Annotated in this window: 5 protein-coding genes; 2 read left to right on the top strand and 3 right to left on the bottom strand. The window is 49.4% G+C overall.

What is annotated here, in order from left to right; genetic code table 11:
- Nucleotides 1-84: 84 nt before the first annotated feature.
- Both O9324_RS15005 and O9324_RS15000 read right to left on the bottom strand, forming a co-directional pair.
- Entirely contained in the window at nt 85-303 is a 219-nt protein-coding gene (locus tag O9324_RS15005) for a hypothetical protein (protein ID WP_128575143.1), read from the bottom strand.
- 6 nt (nt 304-309) lie between these two features.
- Nucleotides 310-2,310: an alkyl/aryl-sulfatase gene (locus tag O9324_RS15000; RefSeq protein WP_223211874.1), complete on the bottom strand. Its 2,001-nt coding sequence runs from the start codon at nt 2,308-2,310 to the stop codon at nt 310-312.
- A gap of 45 nt (nt 2,311-2,355) precedes the next feature.
- Between O9324_RS15000 and O9324_RS14995 the strand changes: the two genes are divergently transcribed.
- Nucleotides 2,356-2,742, top strand: a complete 387-nt coding sequence (locus O9324_RS14995; RefSeq protein WP_002788207.1) for a hypothetical protein — start codon at nt 2,356-2,358, stop codon at nt 2,740-2,742.
- A gap of 311 nt (nt 2,743-3,053) precedes the next feature.
- On the opposite strand, the gene O9324_RS14990 is transcribed toward O9324_RS14995, so the two are convergent.
- Entirely contained in the window at nt 3,054-4,430 is a 1,377-nt protein-coding gene (locus O9324_RS14990) for a cobyrinic acid a,c-diamide synthase CobB (protein WP_288140595.1), read from the bottom strand.
- Between the two features lie 91 nt (nt 4,431-4,521).
- Here O9324_RS14990 and O9324_RS14985 point away from each other — a divergent pair.
- Nucleotides 4,522-4,784: helix-turn-helix domain-containing protein (locus O9324_RS14985; protein ID WP_288140594.1), on the top strand; the 263-nt coding region annotated here is incomplete at its 3' end.

The following is a 4,784-nucleotide window of genomic DNA, read 5'->3' as shown; positions in this document are numbered from 1 at the left end:
AAATGGGGCGAAAGTCTGTGGACTCTGTGTAAGACAGTACATGGTTTTTTAACTGTGGTATGCGACGGTGGTGGAAGCAGAAACTTAAATCGTGAGGTTTAGGAATCGCCGCACTTTTAGGGCGGCGAGGATGTCAACGGCGGTCAGATTGCCATAATCAGGGATTAAGTTGCGGCTTAAGACAGAACACTGTGGAAGGGACGGGGAGACGAGGAGAGGTGAGATACTTGCCCAACTCCCCCATTCCGAAACTGTCCCGCTTGAAACCGGTAGCCCTTCACCGTTCCCAGGGGTGACTGCCATTGCCGCTCAACCTCCAGACGTATCTGCCGGCTCTGGCTGCTCGAACGAGTTCTCAGTGGGCGTAACTGACTCCGCCGGCTTGCTTCCTGGCAAGATCTCAAAGTCCGGGGTGAACTGGACTAAGAGGCTCTGGAGTCGCACCAAGACCTGAGCATCGCCCTCTAGCTTCACCTTCCCTTCGCCAATCAGGGCAGGAAATGTGGCTATCCCAGCCATAATCAACTCCAGGTCGCTACGGTCGATCGTGATGGTGAGATCAGGATTTTTGGCCTGGAATCCCTTGATGTTTGTCAGGGTTGAATTACTCATTTCCACCGCAAATTTCTCACCGTTGTCTGGTGTGAGCAAATTGATGGTGAATTTCATCCCTTCCGCTTTCTGGCTATCTAGACGAATGCCGATGAAGTCGAGCCAGAGTTGGGTGGACATGGCGCGAACCGTATCGGGGGTGACTGTCTTGGCCGTGACCCCCGTGGGGAAGCCATTTCGTAGTTCGTAAGCGGCGGCCAGAAAGCTGTTGCGGACACTGGGGCTTTCTTTCTGGTAGCCAATCTGCTCAAACACATCGGCCAGGAGGTCTTTAGCTGCCTGGTTCTGGGGTTCAGCATAGACCAGCTTGTTCAGTATCTCCATGGCTTCGCGGTATTGGCCTCGATCGTGCAACTCCTGACCTTTGGCCAGAATCTTCTCCGCACCCCCCATCATCTCGACGTAGAGCGGAGCCGATTCCCTCGGTGACAGCGGAATTAATGTGGCTGGATTGGCATCCCAGTAGCCCAGGTAGCGGTTAATCACGGCACGGCTATTGTGTTCCTCAGAACCGTGGTAGCTGTGGGCAGCCCACTGTTGCTGCAAACTTTCGGGCAGCTTGTAAACATTGTGGATTTCATTAATGGTCACGCCCTGGTTGGCTTGGTGCAGCACCTCGTTATGCAGGTGAGCATAGGCATCCCGCTGGGTTCGCATGACTTCCTGAATGCGATCGTTGCCCCAACGAGGCCAGCTATGGGAGGCAAACATCACCTCCGCTTGCTGCCCGAACCTATAGAGGGCTTCATTAATTTTCTTCGACCACTCCAACGCATCCCGCACCAATGCACCCCGCAGCGTGTAGATGTTGTGGATCGTACCGCAGATGTTTTCTGCTGCCCAGAACGCTTTCCAGTCAGGGAAATAGGTGTTCATCTCGGCGGGGGCTTCGGTGCCTGGCGTATTCTGAAATACCATTTTCACCCCGTCGATGGTCAATTCCTCAATGTCCTGCTCGATGTAACGGGTGGGTTCAATCAGTCCGGTGTTGCCCGCTGCGGTGTTCTTGCCGATCGACTGATCTACATGGCCGAACGGGCTGCGCGGCAATAGCAGGCCGTACTGAAAGAATGCCCGGCGGACCATCGCCGTCCCCGAATAGACGTTTTCGGCGATCGCATATTCCATGAAGCCAACGGGGGCGATAATCTGCACCTTCCCGTTCTTCACATTCGCCTCATCCACCACACCGCGCACCCCGCCGTAGTGATCGACGTGGGAGTGGGAGTACACGACGGCGACCACACGACGGTGTCCCAGGTGTTCATTGACCAGTTCCAGAGCGGCTTTAGCCGTTTCCTTACAGGTCAACACATCAAATAGAATCCAACCTGTATTGCCCTTGATGATCGTCATGTTGGCCAGGTCGAACCCTCGCACTTGGTAGATCTTGTCCGGCAAGACTTCATAGAGTCCGTAGGCCATGTTCAGAACTGCCTGGCGCTGCAATGAGGGGTGAATGCTGTCGAAAACGCTGTCAAAGCCCCGCAACAGGAACTCGTAGCTGCCCATATCCCAAGCCACGTTACCCGCCTCTGCTATGATTTGTTTGTAAGGTGGGGCGGCAATAAAGCCTTTTTGGGCCTCTTCAAAATCCCGTTTGTCCTCGAACGGCAGGGTCTGGCGCCAACCGTTCTGTAGTTCGATGGTGAACGGGGAGGGCATCTTGCCTTTTGGATCGAAGTGCTTGTTTTTCATAAGGAGTAGTGGGTAATTAATGCGAACAAAAACAGGGACAAGACCATGAAAAAAAGAAAGATAGCCAATACACTGCGTAAAGCCTTGCTGCAAGATGGCAAGATGGAACGCGCTCTCTATGAATACGAATTAGAAGAACACCTAGACTACTGGTACGAAGGTCTCAAGTCCGACCGTGATCAGTTTGTCTTTGCCGTCACGGAAAACTCAGGTGACGTGGCAATGGTATTGATTACGCCCGATAAAACTATCTACGTCAATGAGGAGGGAAGAGAGAAACTGTCTCAATTCTGGACAAAAGCTTATGAGAATAATATAAATCGATTAATTCCCATGATAGCGGAGAATTTAGCCAATGATATTATCTCGGTGACAGGCGTTAAAATGGTGTCCCCAAACCAGAATCGGCGATGGGTTAGTTTGCGCCCGTAGAGTTACAGTGAAGAAAGGCTCACTTAGGGCAAAATCAGGGCAGGTTTAGACAATGCTGACGGGAAACCCTCAAAAACTATCCGCCCTTACCAATTGCTTGGTAAGGGCGGTGTAGCGGGTCATCGGAATCGACACCAGACTGCCGGAAGGAACTCCAGCTAGTCTAAATCTTGTTTAGACGTGGGGTCTAGAGAACAGCCCCGGCGCACAGCCGGCTATTGTCGATTAGGAGACCCATGCTTTTACTACTTTCTACCATCGACATCACCTCCTGTATCCCTTAACGGATTGATTATCAAATTTATCTGCAACTAGCTTAACGCAGCTGTTCGGAAAAAATCAAGGCCGGCAGCTAAAAATTTTTTCGGCAGGCTCAGATTGGACCCAAAATGTAGATGGAGATAGGAAGCGTGCAGATTCTTACCTTGCCACCCTTCGCCATTGATAGCACCCTTGGGGAATGCTTGCAGTTGATAAATCGGTGCGTCGCTTACCCCGCTTAATTGGGAGCGATGGAATTCATGGCCGCGCACTGGTTGGCCCGGTTTGAGCAGGATCGTCTCCTGTTTGGCGATGGCTTGTCGATAACCTAGGGTTAACTTCGGCGACATTATAGCAGATTGGGGGATTATTTGCAACATAGAATGATTTTTTTGCTCAAAATCAACTATTTTGTCACATAAATACATTAATCCCCCACATTCGGCGTAGGTGGGCATTCCAGAGGCGATCGCTTTTCTCACCTGGGTTAAGATAGGGGTGTTAGCCGCTAATTCCGGGGCAAAGATTTCGGGAAAACCGCCACCAAAGTACAATCCTTGCAGGTTTTCGGGCAAATTTGCCCCTTGCAAGGGACTCCAAAAGATTAATTCTGCGCCTAAATTGGCTAAAATATCGAGATTATCGGGGTAATAAAAGTTAAAAGCCTTATCTCTAGCAATACCGATACGGATAGGGGGAAAAAGCTTATTTGCTTCTGGGGTATTTTTCGGGTTCTCTTGGGGAGAAATAGTCAGTAAAGGCAAGAGAATGTCCCAATTAAAGCAGTTTTGGGCAATAGAGGCCAGTTGATCTTGCAGTTCCCTGATTTCTCCTAGTTCATCCCTAGGAACCAATCCTAGATGGCGATCGGGAATTGTCAGGGAATCTTGACGACGCAAAACCCCGACAATCGGCATATTGATGGATTCTAGGGCGGTTTGCAGTAATTGCAGATGGCGATCGCTACCAACCCGATTGAGGATAACTCCGGCTAGATGGAGATTTTTGTCTAAAGATTGATAACCGCGGACAATAGCGGCGACAGAGGTAGATAAACGACTACAATCGATCACTAACAGCAGAGGAAGCCCTAAAATACGGGCAATATGGGCGGTACTGGCATAATCGGGAAATTGAGTATCGCTTAATTGAATACCATCAAATAGCCCCATTACCCCTTCAATCAGAGCATAATCGACATTTTGACAATGTTGGGCAAAACAGGTTTTTACATAGTCTTCAGAAGTTAAAACCGGATCGAGATTGCGACAGGGGCGACCAGTAAAATGAGTATGGAACATGGGATCGATATAATCGGGCCCGACTTTAAAAGATTGCACTCGATCGCCACGACTGATTAAATAGGCCAAGATTGCCAGAGTAATCGTCGTTTTACCGACTCCGCTTCTTTCTCCTGCGATGATCATCGGAAATTTTGGGTCTGAAACCCCGTCGTTCTACGACGGCTTTACTGTTAAATCTTAGCGCATTTACAAAATATGTGTTAGAATGTGAGGTATGGAAAAAGCCTATTCGTTTCGATTTTACCCAACACCCGAACAAGAGTCGCTATTGCGGCGCACATTGGGCTGTGTAAGATTGGTTTACAATAAGGCACTCCATCTCAGAACACAAGCATGGTACGAAAGACAAGAAAGAGTAGGATATACTGAAACTTCTTCAATGCTAACCGATTGGAAAAAACAAGAAGAATTAGAGTTTTTAAACGAAGTTAGCTGTGTACCTTTACAACAAGGGTTAAGACATTTACAAACAGCTTT

The sequence above is a fragment of the Microcystis sp. LE19-84.1B genome (assembly GCF_027531875.1).
Lineage (GTDB): Bacteria > Cyanobacteriota > Cyanobacteriia > Cyanobacteriales > Microcystaceae > Microcystis > Microcystis panniformis.
This window is presented reverse-complemented; position numbering and strand designations above follow the sequence as displayed.

Coding starts and splice junctions, on each gene's coding strand:
- O9324_RS15005 (WP_128575143.1), bottom strand. CDS start 303: ATGGCAGTCACCCCTGGGAACGGTGAAGGGCTACCGGTTTCAAGCGGG.
- O9324_RS15000 (WP_223211874.1), bottom strand. CDS start 2,310: ATGAAAAACAAGCACTTCGATCCAAAAGGCAAGATGCCCTCCCCGTTC.
- O9324_RS14995 (WP_002788207.1), top strand. CDS start 2,356: ATGAAAAAAAGAAAGATAGCCAATACACTGCGTAAAGCCTTGCTGCAA.
- O9324_RS14990 (WP_288140595.1), bottom strand. CDS start 4,430: ATGATCATCGCAGGAGAAAGAAGCGGAGTCGGTAAAACGACGATTACT.